The organism is Coleofasciculus sp. E2-BRE-01 (assembly GCF_040221695.1).
Classification (GTDB): Bacteria; Cyanobacteriota; Cyanobacteriia; order Cyanobacteriales; family Coleofasciculaceae; genus Coleofasciculus.
Genome location: NZ_JAVKEA010000059.1, coordinates 155,103 through 178,701, shown reverse-complemented (window position 1 = coordinate 178,701; position 23,599 = coordinate 155,103). Strand labels below are relative to the sequence as shown.

The 23,599-nt window shown below is 45.1% G+C and carries 20 protein-coding genes; 8 read left to right on the top strand and 12 right to left on the bottom strand.

Annotated features, from left to right (window positions below; genetic code table 11):
- Positions 1 to 273 precede the first annotated feature (273 nt).
- The 6 genes from RIG66_RS07380 (at position 274) to RIG66_RS07355 (ending at position 7,099) form a co-directional block, all read left to right on the top strand.
- Positions 274 to 1,716 carry a cytochrome ubiquinol oxidase subunit I gene (locus RIG66_RS07380; protein WP_446376640.1) on the top strand — a complete coding sequence of 481 codons (1,443 nt, stop codon included), beginning with the start codon at positions 274 to 276 and terminating at the stop codon, positions 1,714 to 1,716.
- 8 nt (positions 1,717 to 1,724) lie between these two features.
- Complete coding sequence (gene cydB / locus RIG66_RS07375) at positions 1,725 to 2,747, top strand: cytochrome d ubiquinol oxidase subunit II (RefSeq protein ID WP_446376638.1); 1,023 nt, start codon at positions 1,725 to 1,727, stop codon at positions 2,745 to 2,747.
- Between the two features lie 294 nt (positions 2,748 to 3,041).
- A complete protein-coding gene (locus tag RIG66_RS07370; protein ID WP_446376636.1) occupies positions 3,042 to 3,350 on the top strand; it encodes a hypothetical protein in 309 nt (102 codons plus the stop codon).
- Positions 3,351 to 3,491: 141 nt separating this feature from the next.
- Positions 3,492 to 4,097, top strand: a complete 606-nt coding sequence (locus RIG66_RS07365) for a hypothetical protein (protein WP_446376634.1) — start codon at positions 3,492 to 3,494, stop codon at positions 4,095 to 4,097.
- Positions 4,098 to 4,192: 95 nt separating this feature from the next.
- On the top strand, positions 4,193 to 4,702 hold the full coding sequence (locus RIG66_RS07360; protein ID WP_446376632.1) for a nitrogen fixation protein: 510 nt from the start codon (positions 4,193 to 4,195) through the stop codon (positions 4,700 to 4,702).
- A gap of 66 nt (positions 4,703 to 4,768) precedes the next feature.
- Entirely contained in the window at positions 4,769 to 7,099 is a 2,331-nt protein-coding gene (locus tag RIG66_RS07355; RefSeq protein ID WP_446376630.1) for a pentapeptide repeat-containing protein, read from the top strand.
- Positions 7,100 to 7,176: 77 nt separating this feature from the next.
- Here RIG66_RS07355 and RIG66_RS07350 read toward each other — a convergent pair whose 3' ends face one another.
- Positions 7,177 to 8,232, bottom strand: coding sequence for a YheT family hydrolase (locus tag RIG66_RS07350; protein WP_446376628.1), 1,056 nt, complete (start codon positions 8,230 to 8,232; stop codon positions 7,177 to 7,179).
- A gap of 69 nt (positions 8,233 to 8,301) precedes the next feature.
- On the opposite strand from RIG66_RS07350, the gene RIG66_RS07345 reads away from it, so the two are divergent.
- Positions 8,302 to 9,408, top strand: coding sequence for a TRAP transporter substrate-binding protein (locus tag RIG66_RS07345; RefSeq protein WP_446376626.1), 1,107 nt, complete (start codon positions 8,302 to 8,304; stop codon positions 9,406 to 9,408).
- A 204-nt stretch (positions 9,409 to 9,612) separates the two neighbouring features.
- On the opposite strand, the gene RIG66_RS07340 is transcribed toward RIG66_RS07345, so the two are convergent.
- The 9 genes from RIG66_RS07340 to psbP form a co-directional block, all read right to left on the bottom strand.
- Positions 9,613 to 10,308 carry a DUF928 domain-containing protein gene (locus tag RIG66_RS07340; RefSeq protein ID WP_446376624.1) on the bottom strand — a complete coding sequence of 232 codons (696 nt, stop codon included), beginning with the start codon at positions 10,306 to 10,308 and terminating at the stop codon, positions 9,613 to 9,615.
- A 124-nt stretch (positions 10,309 to 10,432) separates the two neighbouring features.
- Positions 10,433 to 13,006, bottom strand: coding sequence for a CHAT domain-containing protein (locus RIG66_RS07335; protein ID WP_446376622.1), 2,574 nt, complete (start codon positions 13,004 to 13,006; stop codon positions 10,433 to 10,435).
- Positions 13,007 to 13,326: 320 nt separating this feature from the next.
- Positions 13,327 to 16,212, bottom strand: a complete 2,886-nt coding sequence (locus RIG66_RS07330) for a two-partner secretion domain-containing protein (RefSeq protein WP_446376620.1) — start codon at positions 16,210 to 16,212, stop codon at positions 13,327 to 13,329.
- A 290-nt stretch (positions 16,213 to 16,502) separates the two neighbouring features.
- Entirely contained in the window at positions 16,503 to 17,255 is a 753-nt protein-coding gene (locus tag RIG66_RS07325) for a hypothetical protein (protein ID WP_446376618.1), read from the bottom strand.
- A 45-nt stretch (positions 17,256 to 17,300) separates the two neighbouring features.
- Positions 17,301 to 18,101 carry a hypothetical protein gene (locus RIG66_RS07320; RefSeq protein ID WP_446358789.1) on the bottom strand — a complete coding sequence of 267 codons (801 nt, stop codon included), beginning with the start codon at positions 18,099 to 18,101 and terminating at the stop codon, positions 17,301 to 17,303.
- A gap of 231 nt (positions 18,102 to 18,332) precedes the next feature.
- The gene (locus tag RIG66_RS07315; protein WP_446376616.1) at positions 18,333 to 19,823 is read right to left on the bottom strand and encodes a hypothetical protein; all 1,491 of its coding nucleotides are present in this window, start codon (positions 19,821 to 19,823) and stop codon (positions 18,333 to 18,335) included.
- A gap of 71 nt (positions 19,824 to 19,894) precedes the next feature.
- Complete coding sequence (locus RIG66_RS07310) at positions 19,895 to 20,320, bottom strand: hypothetical protein (RefSeq protein WP_006104657.1); 426 nt, start codon at positions 20,318 to 20,320, stop codon at positions 19,895 to 19,897.
- A 272-nt stretch (positions 20,321 to 20,592) separates the two neighbouring features.
- Positions 20,593 to 21,177 carry a Maf family protein gene (locus RIG66_RS07305; RefSeq protein WP_446376614.1) on the bottom strand — a complete coding sequence of 195 codons (585 nt, stop codon included), beginning with the start codon at positions 21,175 to 21,177 and terminating at the stop codon, positions 20,593 to 20,595.
- 54 nt (positions 21,178 to 21,231) lie between these two features.
- Positions 21,232 to 21,771 (bottom strand): photosystem II reaction center PsbP, encoded by a 540-nt coding sequence (gene psbP / locus RIG66_RS07300; protein ID WP_446376612.1) that lies wholly within the window; start codon positions 21,769 to 21,771, stop codon positions 21,232 to 21,234.
- A gap of 190 nt (positions 21,772 to 21,961) precedes the next feature.
- On the opposite strand from psbP, the gene RIG66_RS07295 reads away from it, so the two are divergent.
- Positions 21,962 to 22,768 carry a tetratricopeptide repeat protein gene (locus RIG66_RS07295; RefSeq protein ID WP_446376610.1) on the top strand — a complete coding sequence of 269 codons (807 nt, stop codon included), beginning with the start codon at positions 21,962 to 21,964 and terminating at the stop codon, positions 22,766 to 22,768.
- Between the two features lie 131 nt (positions 22,769 to 22,899).
- On the opposite strand, the gene psb34 is transcribed toward RIG66_RS07295, so the two are convergent.
- Both psb34 and RIG66_RS07285 read right to left on the bottom strand, forming a co-directional pair.
- Positions 22,900 to 23,079 carry a photosystem II assembly protein Psb34 gene (gene psb34, locus RIG66_RS07290; RefSeq protein WP_446376608.1) on the bottom strand — a complete coding sequence of 60 codons (180 nt, stop codon included), beginning with the start codon at positions 23,077 to 23,079 and terminating at the stop codon, positions 22,900 to 22,902.
- Positions 23,080 to 23,182: 103 nt separating this feature from the next.
- Positions 23,183 to 23,596, bottom strand: coding sequence for a Uma2 family endonuclease (locus tag RIG66_RS07285; RefSeq protein WP_446376660.1), 414 nt, complete (start codon positions 23,594 to 23,596; stop codon positions 23,183 to 23,185).
- Positions 23,597 to 23,599: the final 3 nt, after the last annotated feature.

Sequence of the window (23,599 nt, the reverse complement as noted above, 5' to 3'; positions counted from 1 at the left end):
CTTTTGAAGGGAAGAGGGGGAAATGAATAATAACAAATCCGGGGAACGCTATCCCCGTTATAACCCAGTCCGCGCAGGCGGACTTTGTTTGTGTAGCAGCGATTTCAATCGCCTCCTCTTAACTCTCCGTTCCCCGTCTAAAAAAAGAATGCCCTTGGGGAGGATATGCCTCTCGTCGTCACGGTTTGAGCAGGTTAGGATAAGAACGAATCGGGTCATGAGCCTGATCGCAGGTTTTCTAGTCCATGTTCAGGTCTTATGTAACGGAACGTTATGGAATTTTTGTCCGATACCGTCGTATTGTCACGTCTGCAATTTGCGGTGACGGCTATTTTTCACATGCTGTGGCCCGTTCTCACCACAGGTATGGGGATTTACCTGGTTATCGTGGAAGGACTATGGCTGAAGACGCGCAATCCTGATTATTATTACCATGCTCGCTTCTGGTCAAAGCTGTATGTCCTTAACTTTGGCATCGGTGTCGCTACAGGTGTGCCGATGGAATTTCAGTTTGGTACCAACTGGGCATCCTTTTCCGAGGCGGTTGGTAATTTTTTTGGCAGCATTCTCGGCTTTGAAGCGTCGATGGCGTTCATGCTAGAAGCGGCGTTTTTGGGGATTATGGTGTTTGGTTGGCAGCGGGTTCATCCCATCATGCACTACGTTGCAACTATTCTTGTGGCATTCGGTGCCAACTTATCCACGTTCTGGATTTTAGCCGCCAATTCCTGGATGCAAACCCCAGCCGGGGGAGAATTTGTCGATGGCAAGTTTATTGTCAGTGATTATTTTCAGGCAATTTTTAATCCCTTTATGATGAACAGCGTTCTGCACATGTTCTTTGGCACTCTGGAAACATCGCTGTTTGTGATTGGTGGAATTAGCGCTTGGTACATTCTCAACAAACGCCATTCCGCCTTCTTTTCTAAGGCGTTGAAAATTGTCTTAGCGGTTGCGATCGCAGTTGCTCCCTTACAGATCTATATTGGACATTTAAGTGGCGAACAAGTGTATCGTCATCAGCCTTCTAAACTAGCCGCGATGGAGGCGCAGTGGGAAACTGTACCCGCAGGCGTTGCGGCAGATTGGAGTCTTTTGGCATTTCCCAATGAAACCGCTGAACAAAATGATTGGGAAATTAAAGTTCCCAATGCGTTGGGATATATCCTGGAATTCCAAAAAGAATTACCAGAACCCGTGTTGGGATTGAAGGAGTGGAAACCAGAAGATCGACCCCATCTATTAGGGTTAATCTACTATTCCTTCCGAATTATGATTGCCATTGGTTTCTTCTTCGCCGGATTAATGCTGGTGAGTGTACTGCAATGGCTACGCGGTAAGCTTTCACCGGAAAACATTACCCAGCAGCGTTGGCTTCTGTTTGCCTGGATTTTTGCTGCACCCCTCGGTTATATTGCGGTTGAATCCGGCTGGATTGTCCGCTGTGTGGGACGACAGCCATGGACAGTTTACGGGCAGATTCGCACTGTAGATGCCGTGTCTAATATTCCAGCCAGTAATGTGTTAACCTCGTTACTCAGTTTTAGCGGGGTTTATACCCTGTTATTTTGTGCCGCTTTGTTTTTCGGGAGCCGAATTATCCGCCGAGGTCCCAATTTCAACCTCCCTTTACCCAGTTCTGAAACTCAAGAAGGAGTCAACACTGAGCCTGGACAATTTATTCCTGATGAACGTCCCCTAGAAGCGCAACAGTAGGAGGTTTTATGGAAACATTATCCTATTTTCTTCCCCAAGTTTGGTTTGCCATTTTAGCCTTGTTTCTCTTCCTCTACGTGATGCTAGATGGATTTGATTTAGGCGTGGGCATTTTATCCCTGACTTCTTCAACTGAGGAACGCCGGGGTATTTTAATGACCAGTTTGGGTAATGTTTGGGATGCCAACGAAACCTGGCTGGTGATTATGGGAGGAGGTTTGTTTGGGGCATTTCCTTTAGCCTACGGCACGATTTTAACTGCCTTGTACATCCCCATTTTCTTGATGATCTTTGGGTTTATCTTTCGGGCGGTGGCGTTTGAGTTTCGTGAACAAGCGGATCGTAAGTTCTTCTGGAATTTAGCGTTTGGTGTCGGAAGTTTTAGTGCAGCACTGGGTCAAGGATTTGCGTTGGGGGCTGTGCTATCGGGGATTACGGTTGATGAAGCGGGTCATTTTATTGGCGGGACTTGGGATTGGCTCACCTGGCAATCTGTGCTGATGGCATTGACTTTGATTCAAGGGTATGTGTTGATTGGTTCAACGTATTTGGTTTTGAAAACAGAGGGAGAATTACAAGCTACCCATTACAGAACCGCTAGAATTGCCGCGATCACCACGCTAATTGGCGCGATTGTGATTACGATTACCACGCCCATCTTTTATGAATATGCGCGATCGCGTCTTTTTTCTCAACCTCAAGTGTATATCTTCGCCGCCATCCCCCTCCTGGGAATCACCCTAATTTGGCTACTCTGGAGAAGTCTGGCTCGACAGGAAGAGAGAACGCCATTAATTTGGACGATTCTACTGTTTTTACTGACATTCCTAGGATTAGCCTTGGTTGTGTTTCCCTACATTATCCCCACTCAGATCACCATTTATGAGGCGGCGGCTGACCCCAGTGCACTGGTGTTCATGATCATCTTTATCGGTGTTCTGATTCCAATTATGTTGGCATACAACATCTATCAATACATTGTGTTTCGGGGTAAAGTCAGAGGTGAACATTATGGAGAAGAGCCGGGTTAATTTTTCACAATAAGTCTGCCCAAGCTTCTAATCCCAGAAAAAACGCTGTAGGGGCGACCCGCTTGCATCACTGAACAACCCAAGTCCACTCAATTTGATCGGGTCGCCCTTTACTTACAGATACGTTTTGATCAAAAAATTAAATAATATTATGTTCGGTTGTGTCGTTCGTCTATCCTACCTGTAGGTATTGGGACAAAAACCTTACCATTTTCCCCTTCTACGCTTTTACCACTATACACAACTGATGCTACCGGACATGATATAACCTATTAAGCTTTAAAACAACAATCAATGTTTCATAGTTTTCAAACTGAAACAGCATGGAAAATTCAGCGGTTAGGACGCACCTATTCCGTCTGTTTGAGTCAAGAGGGGACAAACTTTACCGGACATTATGTATATATCAATAATCCCAGTACGTTTAACGGAGAAGTAGTAACAGGGCGAGGAATTACCCTAATTTATTTCATCCAAGAAACCCCAGGAAACGGCTACTATGCAGTTCATGCGGGAAGATTAACTCAACCCGATCGCTTTGATGGACATTGGTACGATACGGCGGGGAATGTAGGACAGTTTACCCTCAGCCGTTCAGAGTAATGAGCTGATGCGATCGCGAAATTATGTAATTGCCTTGACGTTCAATTTCCGTGTCGTTATCCTAAATAGTACAAAGGTATTATCTTGAGAACACCAGTTCTGTACACCTTTTCCTAACTACACCGACAACAATCGTAACCGATGACAGCCAATTCCAATCAACCCAATCCCAATGACGCCGTTTTAGGCGGACAAGGTTTCCCCTTAAATTCTGGCGTACTGGGTGGCTTAGAGGGAGTTAAACAACGTTTGACGAGTGAGTCTGAAGAAATCCGGATGGCGGCTTTAGACGAGGCGCTTAACTATGGTCAGCCTGGGAAAGACGTGCTACGCCAAGTGGTCAAAAACGAGACAGGTGATTTACAGTTAATAGCCTATAATTTACTCTCTGAGCAGGTTAATGAGAAAGAAAAACAAGAATTACAAACTTATTTGTCTCCAGACTTACAAATTGCTCTCAAGTTTGACCTTGAAATTGACACGAAAGAATTAGGGGAAGCAATTGAGCGAGCCGTCGATCGAGCGTTAAGGCGTCGAGAAATAGCCAGTGCCGATAGTCACGTTATCACTCTACTTGCAGGCACAGCACCAGCGCCTCCTCCGGAAACAGCGGGTGTAATATCTGTAGACCAAGTTAATGATCAGGCGGGGAATAACTCTAAAGCTGAGATAGCTAACGATCCACCAACTAAAACCTTAGGTTTACTGAGACAATGGTTGAAAAATAAAATGAATCGATATCGTTAACTAAATCAAACACTTGCTCCCAAGAATTAAACCCCGTTGTCATCTTGTTTCAATTCATCGTTAAATTTCAAATAAATTCTCATTTATTGAAAAAAATGAATAATTCAAAAAAAGACATAACCAAGCTGAGTCAGGAAACACCAATGCCGTCAGAAATGGCACATCCAAAAGACAGTAAATCTTCACTCTGTCCTAGCTCTCCCCCTGATACTCAGGGTAGCGTTGTCTTCGGTATAGTAGGTGGCACTGTTGACAGTCCACAAGTAGCATATCTGCGGGAACCTCAGCCAATAACGGATGAATTACTAGCATTATCTGAACCCGTTGATCCAACTGAAGTTTATCGAATCGCTGCTCCTTGCTGGGAACGGAGATGTCAACATTTTGATGGACATCAATGCCATCTTATTCAACAAATTGTCGAGGGATTACCGACAGTGGTGAAAGACTTACCACCCTGTCGCATTCGTCAAGATTGTCGATGGTGGCAACAGAAAGGGAAAGCTGCCTGTCTGCGTTGTCCTCAAATTGTTCGCACGAATTATAGTATGTCTGAAACTGTTAAAAAAGTCATTGAACCACACCGCGATCGCGAAATTATGTAATTAGCTTGACGTTCAATTTCCGCGCCGTTATCCTAGATAGTACAAAAGTATTATCGCGAAACCACCATGAGTGATTCAGGACAACCTCCACGTCGTCGCAGACGGCGAAATAGTGCATTTGACGACGAATCCAGTCATTCAGATCAATCGACACAGCCGCAACACCAAGGTCAATTAACCCGAAGCGAACGCCAAGAAATTGTTGATCTTCTACGTCAAGAAAGTGCTGATAACTTTCTGCAACGAGCCAGAGAAATTGGACTCAATCCGGCAACTGACTTTGCTGAACTTAATTTATCGGGAGTCGATCTAAGTCATGCTAGTTTTCAAGATGCTGATTTAACTGGGGTCAATTTATCTCAAGCTAACTTGAGTAATACTCACTTGAATCACACTAAGTTAACTAACGCCAACTTACAACAGGCAAACTTACAACGAAGCAATCTATCTTTCGTCGATCTAAGCGGTGCTAATTTGAAAGAGGCGAATTTGAGTAATGCTGACCTCAATAATGCCAATTTAAGTCAGATAAATTTGCAACAGGCTGATTTAAGCAACGCCAATCTCAACAACGCCAATTTAAATAATGCCAACTTAGAAGAAGCGAATTTAGAAAATGCCAATTTAGCCGCCATTAAACTGCAAGGGGCTAAGTGCGATCGCGCTAATTTTCAAGGGGTTCGCTTTTATGATCAATCCAAATATCCACACAGTAAGACTGACAATCTGAGCCAGATTAGTTTCAAGGGAGCGAATTTTGCGAATACGTCTTTGGCTGGACTAACTGGAATAAATTTGAGCAACTCTGACCTCAGTCATGCCAATCTGAATCATGCTAATCTCAGTGGGGCTAATCTGACTAATGCTAATTTAGAAGGGGCAAATTTAGAAGGGGCTAATTTAGCGAAAATTAAACTGCAAGGGGCTAAGTGCGATCGCGCCAATTTTCAAGGGGTTCGCTTCTATTACGAACATCAATACAAACCTTGGGATTTAAGCCAGATTAGTTTCAAAGGGGCGAATTTCGCGAACACTTATTTATACAAACTAAACTTTAGCCATTCAGATCTCAGTCATGCCAATTTTCAGCAAGCGCAATTAACTCAGATCGATCTGAATCATGCCAACTTAAAAGGAACCAATTTCCAGGGAGTAACCCTCAATCAAGTCACTCTAAAAGGAGCAATCATTGATGAACAAACTCAAATGGCTGCCAGTTGGCGCAAGGTTATAGCTGTTCTCAATCAAACCCATGAGGATTTAGAGTTACAAAATCTTGACCTCAGTCGCCAGGATTTTTCAGGATTTAACCTAGCGGGGGCTAACCTGCAATCGACAAAACTCTGCCAAACAAATTTTCACCATACAGATTTGAGTCATGCTAACTTGAGTAATGCTGACTTGACATCGGCAAACTTGGAAAATGCCAACCTCACAGGTGCTAATTTAACGGGAGTCGATTTGAGTAAGGCAAACCTTCTCGGAACTCAGATTGATCAAACGACGAATCTTGACCCAATGTGGCGCAGGGCTTGGGCTGCTGTTAATTCTCCTCTAGACGCAGAATCCTCAAATTATGTGATCAGGGAAGTAATGCCAGCCATTCTAGAACGTTATCGCGATCGCATTGAAGCCACAATTAAGCCATATCTAGAACTGAAGTTAATCCCTGATGAAAACCTAACCTGGTGGCAAAGTAAATTTCCAGGTAAGGAAAAAAGTCGAGGAGGGTTTCCTTATCTGCCCAAAGGATTTGAGTATCCCAAAACACCAGACGGTAAATATCTGTTTCTACTGGCACAAATCAATTTTGCTGAAATACCCTATCTCGAAGGTTTCCCAAAACAAGGTATTTTACAATTCTACATTCCTAGTAACAATGATGATTTTTATGAAAGTGTTCTGAGTTCACAATGTAAATTGGAGCAAAATTATTTTCGCGTCCTTTTTTTTCCAGAAACCGATCTAAATAAAGAAAATATTATCACTAACTTTGATTTTTTGCCTGAAAAAGATGATCATACCGCAGAACCTTTTGCCGTTGAGTGTTCGGCGATTAAATGGGCTAAAGGATATGAACCTATTTCCCATTATGATTATGATTTCGGTGACCGTTTCCCTGAATTATTTGATGAAGATGAAATGGAAGATTTTTATGAAGAATTTTATGGATACTTGGAATACAAGTTTAGTGGAGCAAATTGTGATATCCAAATAGGGGGATATACTTCCTTTTATCAGGATGACCCCCGTTATGGCTTTGGTTCCGAAGAAGACCCTTTTGACACACTGCTATTGCAAATCAGGCTTGTAGAAAATGGCTCACTGTACTTCTACATTCAAAGTTCAGCCTTAGCCAGATGTGATTTCTCAAGAATTCTGTATGCTATGGCTTGAAGAGAAATCCTTGATCAGGTAGCTTCTCTAAGCAAGATCCCCGACTTCTTCAAGAAGTCGGGGATCTGTCTATAATCTCAATTGAACGAATCACACCATTCAAGCACTCGATTCCACGCCCACCAGCAGTCCGGATCATGATAGTCACGCTGACAAGCACGAGAACTAATATATCCGACATGACCACCCTGTTTGGTCACCCTTAAATCAATCGCTGGATTATCAGCACAAATCTCTTGCAAGTCAGGAATAATTGTCGGATCAAACATCGGATCATCGGCGGCATAAAGAATCAGCGTCGGTTTGTTTAAATGAGGTAAAATATACAGCGCACTCGTGGCATCATAATACTCGTCCACCGAGGAAAACCCTAATCGCTTAATCACTAGCTCATGATCAAATCCCCAAATACTGTTTGCTCGTTCAATCGCATCTGGATCAATGTCTTGGGGATGAGCCTGATAGAGACGCCATGCAAGTTGTTTCAAAGTCCGTGCAACAGCTTGTTCTAAATACCGCCCCAATGGATGGTTTAACAGATACATCAGAGAACGGTGAGAATCCAGACTCGGACAAATAACCGCACCACCGCCAATCTCTGACTCATTTAATCCTACCGCCTCGGAATGAGCGATCGCTTGAGCTGATTTAATCCCCCAAAGGGCTAATTGTCCGCCCAGTGAATAGCCTGTAAACCAAAATGGGGCGGGGCATCCCATGGCTTTTGCTTGCGCCGCGATTAGGACAAAATCATCACCCTCGTACAAACCATCGGAGGTTAAGGTGGGTGACAACAGTGCTGTTTTTCCATGGGCTCGCCAATCAAATAGCACCACCGCATAGCCTTGAGCAAAGGCTTTACGCCCCAACAGTCTGAGATACCATTGGTTATCCAAATCCCCGGTAATTCCATAAGTTCCGACAATTGTCCCCTTAGCATGTTCTGGAATAGCGACAATCCCAAAAATCGGTACATTGTCAGCGCCGCGAAAAATATTCTCTTGATAGGGGGGTTCTGGGAAAGGAATCATTGCTTCCCAATCACGGGAGGCTCTAAACGCCAGGTGCAGGGTCATCGCCAGACCCTGACTTAACCACCATGGGGAATGAAAGTTTTTTTTGTCATTCGTCATTTGTTATTCGTCGATTGTTTTTTCCTGATTTATGATTAAGATTCATTATTTAAACGATATAGATAAGTTATGAAACGTCGAAATATCATAAAGTATACAACAATTGGTGTGGCTGGGGCTAGTCTCAACGCCTGCCGTAAAAAAACACCTCAACCCCCATCAAAACCTGATCAACCGATCATTAATTGGCGCATGGCAACAAGCTGGGATCGCTATTTTGAAATCCTGTTTGAGGGCATTGAAACATTATGTCGCTCCGTTAGTACGATGACGGAGGGGCGCTTTACGATTACCCCTTATCCGGGTGGTGATTTAGCCCCACCTCTGGAAGTGTTTGATGCGGTGTCCACCGGAACGGTTGAATGCTGTCACACGAATACCTTCTACTCCTTCCAGAAAAGTCCCGCCCTCGCCTTTGGCACTACCCTTCCTTTTGGTTTAAATGCTCAACAGCAAAATGCTTGGCTCTACAAAGGGAAAGGATTAGATACGTTACAAACGATATTTTCTGAGTTTAATCTGATCGGATTTCCGGCTGGCAATTCAGGCACACAAATGGGGGGATGGTTTCGGCGAGAAATTAATACAGTTGCAGATTTAAAGAACCTGAGAATGCGGCTACCTGGGTTAGGCGGGCAAATTATGAGCCGTTTGGGTGTCAATGTTGTAACGATCGCAGGTCAAGATATCGTACCTGCTTTATTAGAAGGAAGCATCGATGCGGTGGAATGGATTGGTCCTTATGACGATGATACCCTAGGACTACAGAGAGCCGCCCCTTACTACTATTATCCAGGATGGTGGGAACCCGGAACCACGTACATGGTGCTGGTCAATCAGGCAGAATGGAACAAACTTCCCTCAGATTATCAAGCCATTTTCCAAACAGCGGCGGCTGAAGCCAATTTAAAAACGTTAGCTCGATATAATGCCGTCAATGGCGAAATTTTGGAGCGATTTCTTTTAGGAGGAACAAAGTTAATGCCCTTTAGCCCAGAGATTTTAGACACCGCTCGGAAAACCGCCTTTGAACTCTATGAAGAAATCGCGAGTCAGGATGCTACATTCCGAGATGTTTACAGTCAATGGCAAGCTTTTAGGGAGCAGCTTTTTGAATGGAATCGAGTCAGTACGTTGAGTTTCACGGATTTTGCGTACACAACTATTGATAATTAGGGTTTGTGGCACAAAGCCAAAACCGTAAAGCCCATCAATACTTTGAGCTTTATTGACAAAGGGTTTGATTCAAGGAAATCGGGTAGTATGCTTCATAAGTATGGCATCACCTTGCTCAGGAAAAATGTACCCTTGCTCCCCCAGCTTCCCCTGCTTCCCCTGCTTCCCCTGCTCCCCCTCACCACAACACTTATTCAGCAGCTCCTAATATTCGCTGTCTACCGATTGAGTCGCGATCGCAGAAGGTATAGTTAAGCTGATCTCCTCCAATCCCACGGATTGCATTAATTCCGTCCAACTGGTAGCTACGGCGGGATTATTGGGTTGGCTGCGCTGAAGTTCCACTAATATAGTGAGAGCATCGTACCAAAACCCTTCTTGGGCATAGAGGGACACTTTTTCTAAGGCAGTGACATTCTCTAACTGTTGCTGTAATGGGTTACTAATTGGGATATGTTCCACCCAACCGCCCACAACCCAGTCTTCCATGCGATCGCTCGGATTACAAACAAGGGCAACTGTCCAGTAGTAAGGCTGATCCGGCGCTAGAGAGGGTGCTGTATCCGGTAAGCCAATTCTAACCAAACCCGTTTGAGACACCGGAATACTCACTTGATAAATCCCGTTCATTTCCTCGTCAAACAGGCTAAATTCCATGGTTTGGGCAGTGGTTTGGGGGATAGACACGAACAAATTGGGGCGATCGCTTTGAGATAACCCGATATGAGATCCGGGCGCTACAGCCGTCAAAGAACGCGAGTTTGCCGATGGATTGGCTAAACAGCTTATCTGCACGGGACGAGAACCGCCGCCAACTGTACCGCCACGGGGCATATTCCTACCGGGAGGAGGGTTAAAGCTAACGGTAACCGGAGAATCTGCCCAAACTTTCGCTGTCATAAATGGCGCTACCACTACTGACAAGGATAAGAATACAGATATCATTCTCCAGGAGGATGTAGTCATCATTATAAATTTTGTAAGGGTTTTAAATCTAGTTTGACATATCAAGTTTTTTTCTGGACTAAAGCCAATTCCCGACCAAAATAAATGATGCCCAAAAGTAAGGATGACTTGACTCTGGTTGTTTGAGTAAATGCAATTGAGCGCGTCTTACCGCTTCCGCTTTTGTGATGTTGGGAGTAAAAAGTTCTTTGTAGAACTGTTTCATAAACGTTGCGGTCGATTCATCACTAACCGTCCAAAGAGTCGCCAGGGTACTACGCGCCCCAGAACGAACAGCTACGCCAGCAAGTCCCAACGCGGCTCGTGTATCGCCTTTGGCAGTTTGGCAAGCACTTAGGACTAAAAGTTCCAGGGGAGGCGAGTTCGATAATTCGCGGTTGGTTAATAATATATTTAATTGTTGAACATCCAACCGCCCATCCCAAGTAAGGATAAAGGTGTCTTCAGGTTTAGAGCTAAACTGACCATGAGTGGCGAGGTGAACAATGGAATAGGGTTGAGTTTTGACACGAGTTTCTAGCGCCTGAGTAGTGAACTGTTGATCCAGTAAAACGGTTGCTGAAACAGTAGCGTCAATGTCCTTAACTTCTTGCTTCACTCCCGGTAGAGGCGAAAAGTTGGGTTTTCCTTCACTTAAACCCCCCAGTAAGGCTTTAGACTGGCGTCTTGCCCAGGGTTCAGTTGTTAAAAGTTGTAAACTGGGCGCGATCGCAATTCGATACTGTTCAATTAAATACTGTTTCCCATCATGTAAAGCTGCCATCGGTAGATTCCGCAGGGAACCATCCAGTACAAATACTAATGTTTTAATTGACTGGCGATTTAAATCCTCGGCGGCGGGTTGTACCAACCAGCTATAAATTTCTTGGGCAATAGATAATCGTTCTTCAGCAAAAGATGTGCGTCTAAAGGATTGGCGCATTCGGTTAATTGCCTCATCGACTTGTGATTGAGATAGATTTGTGCTGTAATGTTTCAATGATTGATCCGGTAGGGAAAGGATTACTTCCAAGCGAGAATTAGAACTATCCCGCAGGGAATCGGGTAGAATAATCGGATAAATAACAGCCGCCGTTGGATCGATGCGATCGATTGCTTCCGGCTGAGTATCTAAACAAGCTTCCCGAAAGAAATTAGCCAGTTCCGCCAATTGGAGAGATTCAATCGTGGTTCGCGCTTGTTTGAGGTTAGCTTGACTGACTTCTTCCGCTTTTCCGGGAATCGGTTGTAAAAGTAAATCCACCAATTCCCGATAAACAGGTTCAACCTGTTCCTGAAATGAAAACTGCACATCTTGGTTAATTGCCACTAAATCTTGGCGTAGGGATTGTAGGGTATTAACGGCTTCTGTGTACGATGCGATCGCGCCGTTTCTATCCCCAGTTTTAAACAGCAATTTTCCCATTTGCCACTGCCATTGATAGGCAATTTCCTCAGCATGAATTGCCTCGGTTAAACGGAGGGCTTTTTCCGTTAACTGTTTCGCTTCGTTCCACTGTTTTGTTTGCAAATAAACTTGTCCTAAACGACCCAAAGTATAAGATTCAGCACGAATATTTCCTAACTGTTTTGCCTGTTTTTGAGCCATTGCTAAGAGTTGAGCGGCTTTAGTAAAATCCTGAGAATTGAGTTTAACCAGACTATCAGCTAGTTCAATTTGAGCGTAAATAGTGGTTTGACTTGGCGGTAAATTCGCCAGTTGTGTTTGAATCAGGGAAACTAAGTTTTGAGCCTCTTGCAAGCGATTGAGTTGAACCAAAAGCTTAAGTTGATGGATTTGGGCTTGTAGCTGAACCGGACTATTTTGGGCGGCAACTTTTTGGTAATAGTCGAGTGCTATTTGAGGTTGCTGTTGAGCTTCGGCAAGATTTCCTAAACTCAGCCAAGCCACCTGAATATCCCCATCCGATTGCAGTTGTTGCGCTACAACTAAACCTTGTTCAAGAATATTTTGAGACGTGGCAAAATCGCCAGCAACGCGCAGCACGTTCCCCAAGTTTAGCAGTCCAGCCAGTTTAAGGTGGGAGTCATTTTGGCGAGTTAAGGATGCCTCAACTTGTTCTAAAGTGGTTCTGGCACGCAGATAAAACCCTAGGGCTTGGAAGGCTCTGGCTTGGTTGATTTTAGTGCCAATTTCACCCGTGGAATCGCCTAATTCATGATAAAGCTTTTCCGCTTTTTTCCAAGTTTCCAGAGCCGTTGTATATTTTGCCTGGTTAAATTGTAGTTGTCCTTGATTGTTGAAAATTTGGGCAAGGATAAATTGAGAAGATGGTGAGGTTTTATTTTTGATCAACGTCAAGGCTTGATTTATCGTAGCTTCCGCTTCCGGGAATTGTCCCAGTTGTTGATAAGCCAGTGCCAAATAACTGAGAATTAGTCCTTGATGCAGTTTATCCCCTTGAGACTCAAACTCAGAAGCGGCTTCTTTCCAAACATTGGCGGCGGCTGAATATTGTCCAGTTTGATAGAGGATTTGTCCCGTTTGGAGTTGGGAATCAGGTTGAGCTGCTATTATTTTTGGTGAAGGGAAGAAAACACGCGATCGCTCAACATCCATGTTAACGTTGTTGGTTGGGTTTTGTATCTCAACCCTACTCTGACTTGTCGCGCCATGAACACTTACAGCCATCAGGAACCCAAGCAGTGTACAAAGAATGAATATAACTACTAGGTTTCTGGCAATTATTTTGTGCGGTAATCGTAATAAGTTCATGAGTAACTAAGTAGGAAAAATTCAAGTTAACAGTGAGAATTGTCATTTGTCATTTGTCAGGATTTTAGTCCCGACACCCGCCCGGAAGCCCGGAGCCCGGAGTTCAAACTCCGGGCTAATAGCTCAAGTCCACTAAAGTGGACTGAAACTTTTATCCAGTTGTCTTTATATGAATTTCGCTTTTTCTTGGGTTTAAACCCAAGGCGGTTGGTGAGACTTGTACTTTAATTAAAGGCTTAATTACTAATAGCGTGATTTTCCTGACACGGTTGTGGATAAGAAGAATTAGACGATATTTCCGCCGACGTTTCCGCCACCAATTCCATCGTTCCATCTGGCTGTGTTATCCAACCTGTAGCCTCAACCAAAGGAGTTTGAGTATTAAGTGTTGAGCTAACTTCCCCAGCTTCCCCAGCTTCCTCTGCTCCCCCAGCTTCCCCAGCTTCCCCAGCTCCCCCACTTCCAGAAACCCGCCAATCAATCCAACCTGGAGTAGAATTCAACGCCTCACCCGGAGTTGGGGGTAATCCCCCTCGTCCAACCACAACAAAGCTATTATTTCGCGCTTGAGATGAGCAAGTTTGAGCAATTTGATTGCTAGAATCAGTTAGCGTTGTAGGTAACTCTGCTAATCCTTGGGCTGGATCAATTCCTCGGATATCAATTTGCACGGTTCCACTAAACTCAGCACCCAACTCCGAAGTAGCTGTGATATCACCGAATCGGGTTAATTTCTCGCGAAACTGAATACCGAAAATCCCTTGAGCGGTAACACTGACTCGACCACCAAATCCTTTTTCTGCATTAGCTGTAATGTCGCTATTTTCTTCAGGTACAGCAACTAAAGTATCAGTATTAATCGTGATATTACCGCCATCTGCATTACCTGCATCCGTACTAATTCGACTCCCACGACGCAACAAGATATTCTGCGCTTGCAGGTTAATATTTGCTCCTGCACCCGATGCTGTTGTGCCATCAATGCTGCTTTGATTGTCAAGTGCGATCGCGTCGGCTACAACATTAATATTTCCCGCCTGTCCCGAACCCAAGGCTCGCAGATTTAGGGTTCCGCCCTTGTCTAGAATTAATTCTCCCACATTCAGATTCAATGACCCTCCATTCGCCGTCGCATCGGGATTAATTACGCGAGAGGCAATCCCTACAGAGGTTTGAATTTGACTGTTAAATTCATCTTGACCCTGATTGCCAATTACCTCGACGCGATCGGCATCAATCGTAATACTTCCCGCATCGCCTCTCCCTAATGATGCCGTAGTAATCACGCCTCCATCTCGGAGAGTGAGTACAGGCGTAGAAATCATCATATTCCCTCCCCGATTCGCCGCATTCGCATCAGCAGAAATGAAACTCGGACCCCGACTTCCATTTGCCAAGACTCCAGAAATTCCCTCGATTGTTACTGACTTAGTAGCCTTAACGGTTAAATTTCCTCCAGCCCCTCCGGTTGTATTTAAAGGTTGATTACCAATCACTGCACCACTGGATAAACTAATGCCACTTCCTCCAGCAATCCTCAACCGTTTTGTGTCAATCGTAATGTCCCCAGCTTGACCATTAATGCCGCCTGCGGTAGAACCGATTAAAGTAGCGACAGGACTACCATCAGGAGTACGCAGCACGTCTACCGATTCTGACGCTTTCAGGTAAATATCCCCCGATGCGCCGCGATCGCGCGTGACACTGATCAACGCCGCACCATCACGCACAGTTAAACGTTTTCCCTCAAAGGTAATATTTCCTCCCGTACCCGTACTGCCTGCAATTGTGCCACTGTTCATGACAGAACCAACTAAATCGAAAACCTCAGCACGGATCGTTATATTTCCAGCATTACCTGTACCTAACGTGGGGCTACCCAATACACCTCCATTGTCTACCAAAAGTTTACCCGTATCGATCGTGATATTTCCGGCATCTCCTATACCAGTCGTACCCGTTATTAGTAAAATTTGGGGGTCAAAAGGGTCGATTAATCCAGACACCAAATACTTACCCACAAATAGTCGATAAAGATCCGATCCAATTCCCCTCATTTCTACGGAATCAGTAGCATGGATATTAACTGCACCACCTCTACCATTTCCTAGTGTCAGTGTAGAAATTTGTGAGCCACCGTAAACCCGAAATGTTTTAGCGTTAATATCAATACTTTGACCGTCCCGATTTCCCAAGGTTAAGGCATAGATTTTACCCCCATTGAGACTGACCGTTTCGCCGCTAATCTCTACGCTGCCACCTCCCTCTCCCGTCGTATTAAGCATGGCTCCGTTTGATAGTTCAATCGTGCCGAAACGAGGACTATTGTCATAGTTTAAACGCAGTCCCTCAGCCGTAGATGTGAACCCGACAAACCCAGCACTAGCAACACTACCCAGGATAATTTTTCCCTCATTCGCGGTTAAATTGCCCCCATTGAGGAAAATATCACCGCCAATTAAGGCTAAGGTTTTACCCGGTTGTACGGCTAACCCAACGTTATCGGAAATCGGAATATCTTTGGCAGGAGTGGGCAGATTAGGTGATGCCAATGCCGTTGATTGATTGGTAATACTTTTAGGATTTGACCCAAACTGTAAACCAATGGGAGTATTGATCGTCAGTAGGGGCGGTGCTTGGGGATTGGTGGCACTAAAAGAACTCCCATCCGCCAACTTAATACTATTCGCTGTTGAAGCAATAAACGAACCCCCGATATTTAACTGAGCATTATCGCCAAAAATAATTCCACTGGGATTAATCAGAAAGAGATTAGCATCAGAGTTAGCCTTGATTATGCCATCAATCGTGGAGATTTCTCCCCCGGTGACTCGGGTGAGGATCGTCTGTATATTCTGGGCATTGTTAAAGTAAGCAGTTTGCCCGGTATCTACCGAAAACTGCTCAAAACTGTGAAATAAATTACTCCCTGATGCCGTACCCCCTGTAATCGTGAAGGTATCGCCATTAGGAGTAACGACAGAATTATTCGGTAAGGTTCCATCCGGCACGATTTGCGCTTGCACGCTCAAGCTGGATACCAAGCAACAAGAGGTGATCGATGTCAGCGCCCAACAGGTACGGAGCGCGATCGCACCAAAATAAGTTGTATAAAACTTCATTGACTGTTTATCGGTTACATCTGAGGATTCGGTAGATTCACCTCAAACAAACCGATCATTCCTTTCAGGGGAATGAATAGGCTTAAAATGCTGTTCGTAGCGTCTATTATTATATCAAATCCACTTTGATAGCCGTCTTCTCTTTGCTGAAAATAAAAAACAACAGCCTCTAGGGATACTGTAGGTTGAGTTGAATCATGAAACCCAACATCCACAACGCTTACAGAGAATAACGCGATCCTTTCAACAAGATAGGGCGTGGGAAATGGAGAATGGTAACGCTAAGATCATCAAGAAGAAAACAATCGGGTTAAAAGTCGCTTAGCGAAACGCTTGGAGCCAGGTTTGGAAGATAGAAATCCGCCTAAAATTCGCCGGATAATCCATTGGTTTGCTGTTGGACGTAATAAATGAAGCAAGTGTCGAAATCCAAAGAAAAATAATCCAATCATTACCAAAGCAGCGATCAGCATGAAAGGGGTTTTCAGGAAAACTGGGATAAAGGGAATCACTAGCAGCATAGCAATCAGCAACGCCAATCCCAAAGCGAGTCCATTGATTAACCGAGTTAACGGCAAAAATGTACCCAAACGCAACTGACCCATGATTTGTTCAATTAACCAATAATGCGCCGCTGAAATCTGATGGGAAAACTTGGGACGTTCTAGACAATTGCGCTGGATTTGATGCATAATATCACCATCCATACCAATCACACTTCGCATTAGCGCCTCTTGGGAGTTTCCGCGCTGATAGTACGTACAAAACGTTAATCCCGATTGCCAACGGTTTTCGTCATCAATGAGAGCGTAATATCGCAAATCTGTGAGTAATTGGCGGGAAAGCTTCAAGGAATCCCCCATCTGTTGAGCCTGTTGAATCTGATGTAAAATTTCTTTATCTAACGTGAAGCGAACTCCGTGAAACAGAACCTGAGAGCGAGAAATGCGTTCTACCTCAATTTGAATACAAGAGGCGATCGCTAAATTCTGACGTGGAGAAAGCAGGTGAGACGGTGATGCTAAACGAGGATGCTGATTCATAAACGTCAAACCCTGTTTCCTTTGCCCTGCGTGCAGCGCTATACCTTATGACTTATGCAGTGTAGCTTTTATTAGACCAATAATAAACTCCAACAGTCCGCGCCATTGTCGTTCACTGGCGATGACTCCCTCTCGATGAATTTGCAAAATAACCTCTTTCTGGGGATGGTGAAACAGGGATTGATCATAACGGTTGATCACATCACCATCGAGTTGAATCACAGTTTGAGCGCAAATCGTATCCGTGGCGATCATCCGTTGAATCATCTCAACTTGATCGGGTTGTTGAGAGACTAAACGTAGTACCGTTTGATTCCGATCATCCAAAGCGGCTTTGAGTTCCGCCAGTTTACGCAACCCGCGTAAAAAACGACAGTTCCCTAACAGTCGTTGAATAGCAACAATTGTCTCTGGACTTTTCAGATCCAGGGGATTGGGGAGACGAGTGGGAGTACGCTCAAAGTCATGGGCGAAACTGGAGTTATCCTGCTCATACACCGTCGGATCATGAAGTTCCGAGGTTGGATCATTCAACAGTCCCCGATACTCCCGTTCTAGACTGGTGCGTAACTCCAAGTAGCGATCGCGTAATGACTCGTGGATACCTTGTTGTTCTAAATACCCTGGCGAAATCGGATAAATATCCCGGTACGCTTCCCAGGCAATAAACTTATGACCACTAATATGATCCACCACGATCGTATTCACTTCTAGCGCCGTGAAGTCGATCAGTGTGTCACCTAACGACTGCAAGAAATGATTAATGTTTCGATTCACACCCGAATTATTGCCTCGGGTTTTAGAGGCGGGTACATCTGAATGCTCTTGTCGATTGCGATTGGTCATCAACCCACACCTTTTGAGAACACCTGTTCAGTCATCCAATCATCTACCGAAATTTCCCAAAAATGGAAACCTTCGTGACTCAACATTCAATTGTATCGCTCTACGGAATCTCTCCCCCAGCTCCCTCTGCTCCCCCAGCTCCCTCTGCTCCCTCTGCTCCCCCAGCTTCCCCTGCTCCCCCAACTCCCAGACGTAGCATGCTACGTCTCTACATTGCTCCCCCTGCTTCCCCTAAGGTTCCTGATGTTTATCCTGAAAGGGGCTAGGAGGTGGAGGCGGTGGTGGTTCTCCTTGCTGCGTTGATTTGGGTTTCTTCTCCCAATTCTCCTCCTCTGGATGGCTTAGGGGATCAAAATCATCTAGGGAAAATTCGTCCAAGGAGAGTTCCTCGAATTCATAATCCGGCTCATTCACATTTTCGGCGGCTTGGTTTTGATCCCCCAACAAATCCATGGGATCACTTGATGATTCTGAATTCAGTTCTTTTTCCTCAGACTCTTCGGGTAAAGCACCTAAGCCTTCCAGGGGATCGCTGGTAGACTCAGACGTTTGGCTTTCACCCAAGTCTGACCATTCAATCTCACTATCAACCTCAGTTAAATCAGAATAGGGTTCAAGTTCCTCAACGGCAAATTCATCCCAGTCTTCCTGAATATTTAACGCTGAGGGGGACTCCTCAACAGGTGGAGGGGCGGCGAAGGGGTCAAAGTCTTCTACTAAGTCACCCCAGTCTTCATCCTTATCCATCTGGGCAAAAGAGCGATCGCCTAATTCTGGTTCATCTACTACCCAGTCATCCCAGTCGGTATCGTCGTCAGTATCCTGGTTTAGTTCTTCTAAGGAGTCCAAACTGGGCATTTTTTTAGCCGATTCCGGTTCCCTCGGTTTGGGTTCAATGTCTGTCTGGGGTGGGATATCCGGTTCAGCCGAGGGGGGTGACTTCAATTCCTCAAGTTCCAATGTTCCCCAATCTTCGTTGAGAACTTGCCAGTCTTCCTCATCTAACTCCGCTTCGTGGCGATCCGATAGCGGTTCTGGTTCTGCTTCAATGAATTCATCTCTCGCATCCTCCTCAGGGATTGAGGACTCTTCATCCTCTAGCGGTGGGGGTGGAGGAGGGGGTAATGACTCAAGCAAATCTAGCACCGAGTCATCCTCATCTTCTTCCTCGTCTTCCTCTTGTTCCTCCCAAGCTGTTGTCTCTGGCGAGGGAGTCGATTCAGGAGATACCTGTTCCTGAATATCCGGAGTCGTCAAATCTGGCGTTTGGGCGGTCAATTCGGCGGCGGCTACTCCCGCATCCGGTGGGGTGGCTGTCTCTTGTGGGGGAATGGATAAGGGCGGGTATTCTATCTCACTCAACCCTGTCTTGTGATGTTGCAGCGCAATTAAAATCTCAAATAGCTTTTGCAAACTTTTAAGATTATTCTCAACAAGCTGATTGCCGTGTGCCACCTGATCTAAATGAAAGGGGAGGAGATCTCGATAGGGACCATTGCCAATAAACTGATCCCCAATCTCATTCGCGATCGCTCCCTCAATCGTATTAATTTGAGTCCGCAGGCGATAACCGGGTTGGGCGGCTGTTTCGGCGTGTTCCTCAGCATCAGCAGCCACCCAGGTGGTAATTTTCAACTGAACGGCTTCCGCTAAAGCCCCAGCAAACGCTTCTTGAACCTTGCCTGCTTTGAGTTGTTGCCTAAAATCCTCACTCGACGCCATAATAAACTCACCTGAATTTGGGCGATTACCAATACAGAAATTGCCAGATTTGTCAATCCCTATCTTCAAGATTAGGGTAAATTATCCTGACTCGAAGGCGACAGAGCTGGATTGCTCTCCCGAAGTTGCTGCTGGGTTGACTGTTGGGGTTGATATTGCACGCGAGTCAACACGGTAAAGAGTTGTTGCAAGTTTTCCAGATTATTCTGGATAATCTGGCGTCCTTCCTGAACTTGCTGGGTATGAAATTGGCGTAGTTCCGTGTAGGGACCATTACCGATAAATTGAGATCCTACCTCATTATCGATGGAGCCTTCCACAATATTAATCCGGGTACGCATACAGGAATTAGCCGCAGGCTTTTCTGTTTGGGGCGAATTGGCGGAAGCCACCCAGGTGGTAATTTCCAACTCCACCGATTCCGACAAGGCTAGGGTAAAGGCATCGCCAATGTTCCCTGCCTTTAGTTTCTGTTTAAATTCTTCGCTGGTTGTCATAGATCCGCTCCAGCTATATCAGCTTAACAATAGACTCAAAGTGCTTTGACTATAACAAACTTCCGCCTCACCTGAACAAATTTTCTCACAAGGGAACAGGGAATGGGAAGCTGGGGGAGATATGAGAGATGAGAGAGATGGGGAAGATGAGGGAGTCATGTTCCAGACGTACTAGAGCGTGTCTGTCTGTAGGGGCGGGTTTCACTACTATCTTGTCCTTTACACCTATAAGTAACTAAACCCGCCCCGAGCAAATGACAAATGACGAATGACTACCAAAAGTCTGTCACCTCATAATCCAGCTCACGCAGCATCTTATACAACAGGGGTAAACTCAGACCAATAACATTACTATGACAACCGTCTAGTTTTTCGACAAATAAGCCGCCCCGCCCTTCCAGCGCAAAGCAACCCGCACACTTAAGTGGTTCGCCTGTAGCCACATACACTTCAATCGCGCGATCGCTAACATTGGCAAAGTAGACTCGTGTTATCCCACAACGGATAATTGTTTTGTCCTGTAATAAGTCAATTAAGGCATGACCCGTATAAAGTTCGCCCACTCTACCCCGCATCATCTGCCACCGGGCGATCGCCTCTTGGGGATTGGCGGGTTTCCCGTGGATCTCACCCTGAATGCTTAACACTGAATCACAGCCTAACACTAGCCCATCGTTAAATTTAGGCGCAACGGTTTGGGCTTTGTGTAATGCTAACGTCTTGACCAACTCTATCGGATCAGTAACCTTAACCTGAGATTCATCAAAATCACTCTGACAAACGATGGGTTCAATGCCAACATTGTGCAATAAACGGCGGCGTGCTGGCGAAGCGGAGGCTAAAACGAATTTTGTCATTCGTCATTTGTCCTTTGTCATTCGTTACATTTATCTTGACAAATAACCCCTAATCTAGTAAACGTTAAACGAACTAACGACTTGGGTAAACAAGTCTTGCACTTTATCCCAACGTTCTTCAGTGGTTGAAGCATTCAAGGTATAGAGCTTATCATGACTGATCACGGCTGTGGCTAGGTCATGCCGATTTTGACTGGGAAGTTTGACGCTATATTCAAGAAGATAATAGGTTTTGTCTCCCGTATCGCGAGCTTTGGCATCGACTAATTCAACTTGACGATTGGAATTCGCCGCCGAAAGCACATTTTGCTGGAGTTGGTAACCGACTTCCCCAGGCGTTCCTAAATCGGTGAGGGTTGTATTCTCTGGAACGGGGTTAATCACCACGCTGACATTTTCGGTTGGCTCGATCAAATCCCGAAATACAACATCAGGTCCATCAGTGACTTTAATCGGCACCCAACCATTCGGATAGAGAAACTCATAACCGTCAGCCGTATCGACATAGCTTTTCAGTCCACTAACGCCGACAGTGCAGCCATGCAGACTTAAGCTGAATACTAGCAGCAAAATGGCGGCAATGGTCTTGAGCATCTTTTTATCCTTTGAATTGGTGCATTTTTATTGTCTCATCTTCCGGGTACACTAATGATCAAGTATCGGTCATGTTGGCTTGGACAGGGTTAAAGTTAACGAGGAACCACTTTGGCAAGGTTTACGTCGGCAGACTGTAAAACTCTCACGCTGACCCTCTTAACCTTAAACCGAAAAACCACAACTAACGATGAACTCAACCTATCGCATACTGACCATTTTTGGATTAATGACTGTCCTGACGGGATTCTCCGAAGCGGTTCACGCCCAACAGCCAATCAGGGTTGTGCAAGAAGCCTCGTCAGAGAAGTTAACAGCCGTGGAACTGTATAACCAAGGCGTCGATAAATTGGAAAAGGGTGATTATGCGGGTGCGATTTCTGACTTCGCCGATGCATTACAACTGAATTCCGAAGATGCGGATACCTACTATAATCGCGGCTACGCTTATCATAGTCTGGGTAATTACGATGCTGCGATTTATGACTATACCCAAGCCATTAAGTTAAATCCCGATTTCAGTCAAGCCTATAGTAACCGAGGCTATACCCATTTTGTGCGCCGGGATTATCAAAAAGCGATCGCGGATTTCACTAAGGCAATCGAAATTAACCCGGAAAATGGCACGGCGTATATTAGTCGCGGGAATGTTTACGACGAGTTAGGCAATTCTGAAGCGGCTCTCGACGATTACGCCAAAGCGCTGGAAATCAACCCCGAAAATGCTCGCCTTTATTATAATCGGGGGCTAACCCGCAATCGCTTAGAACAATATGAAGACGCGATCGCTGATTATACTAAATCAATTGAACTGCAACCCACCTTTGCTGAAGCGTATTACAATCGGGGGCTGACTCAATTCCAATTGGAGAACATTGAAGCAGCGACGGCTGATTTGCAGAAAGCGGCTGAACTTTTCCAAGAGCAAGGCAGATTAGACAGTCATCAAAGTGTTATGAATGCGTTGCAAGCGATGCAAGGGGAAGCAAACCCCTGACCCTACTGATTTTGGCTTTTTAGGCTAAATCGAACTAATGTTTCGCGTAATCCTTGATCAGATTTCACTTCATTGTTAGTCCAAAATCGCTGGATTAACAGGGGTGTTCCCGATTTAGGGATTCGCAGAACTTAGCTAACGCTGGATACAGAGACAGCGACGTACATTAATCCACTAACTAAAACTAGAGCCGCAATTCCCAGAAATACATAGTTACGTTGCTCGGTTTTGGTTGGTGGTTCTGCTTGGTAAACTTTCGGTTCACGGGCAAAGTTATTTAAACGTCCGCCTTCTTCTGTGGTATATGGCATGAATGATAACCTTCTTTACTCAACTTATAGAATTGTAACAAACTCTCAGTATAAAAACTCTCTTGTTTGGATAAGAAATTGTTATAGTCGCTAAAAAGCGGTTCTAACCCTCTAATAATCGTTGTACCGAAACCCGAACATCAGGAAATACCAACGGGTGAATTTCTCCCGTCGTCAGGGTTAATTGGCGGGTATAGTCACCATCGACAGGTTCACGAAATACTTTCAGGTGTCGGTTTTTTAAGTTGACAACCCAATAGTCCTCAATTCCGGCAGCGGCGTAAGCCCTGCACTTGACCTCCAAGTCTTTGGCAAGGCTGGTGTTAGCAAACTCAATCAGCAAAAAGACATCTTCAGCGTAGGGATGGCGCTGGCGATATATTCGTCCCAGAGGTCTGACGATCGCCAAATCAGGTTCAGGTTCAGAGTTATTCGGTAGGGTGATGGGACGACATTCCCGGACTTTAGCGCGATCGCCTAAAAGTTGGCTAAGATAAGTCCCACTTTCATCTCCCAGGTA